General features: G+C 55.1%; 1 protein-coding gene. It reads left to right on the forward strand.

Annotated features, from left to right (window positions below; all coding sequences use genetic code 11):
* Nucleotides 1–387: 387 nt before the first annotated feature.
* Nucleotides 388–680, forward strand: a 293-nt coding sequence (locus AC6CIG_RS29660) for a hypothetical protein (RefSeq protein ID WP_498324381.1), incomplete at its 3' end; no start/stop codon positions are given.

Raw genomic sequence — 680 nt, forward strand, 5'->3', positions numbered from 1 at the left:
CCCAGGAGCGAAAGCCAGATGCTGACCTCTGAAGTCAGATCACGTGGCTAACCGAGAAAATTAGAGCTACATCGGAGTCCAGGTTACATTAATTCTTACGCCTGCGCGAGATGAGATTCATCGCCGTCTGTATTTCGACGTTATGAGCTTTTGCTGGTACTTCTTTTTGCTAGCTATGCCTTTTGGACGGCAAGTATTACAATGAGGGTGGTAGGGCCAAAGAGGTTATCGGCATCGCAGTAGCTTCATTGCGATTCCAAAAAGACCGCTCCGATGATCTTTCGGACCAAGCCCGCCTAAAGCCACTCAGGCTCTTTTGAATGCGCGTCCAGGCCGATCAGGCTTGTCACAGACCACCTGAGGATTTGAGAAACAGGGGCAGACATTATGGAACGGCAGCATGAAATTCGAGTCGAGACATATGAGGACGTGACCACCCATGAAAAAGAGTTACTCGGCCGCATCGCCGCGCGGCCAAACGGTGGCCGCCTCTTGCTGATGGATCCCAGCCGGCTGCTAAGTGAAGTCGGTGTCTTCCTATCGGAGCGTGCGCTTGCCGAGTGGGATCACGCCAGTGGCGGCTTCTTCAGTTCACGAGGGCATGGCGGCACGTACGACGTCCTGGCCGCGAGCGACCCGGCAGCCGCTCGCTCGCGTATACGTGTCAGGGCGCTCGTCTT

Source organism: Sinorhizobium sp. GQ132 (assembly GCF_059758575.1).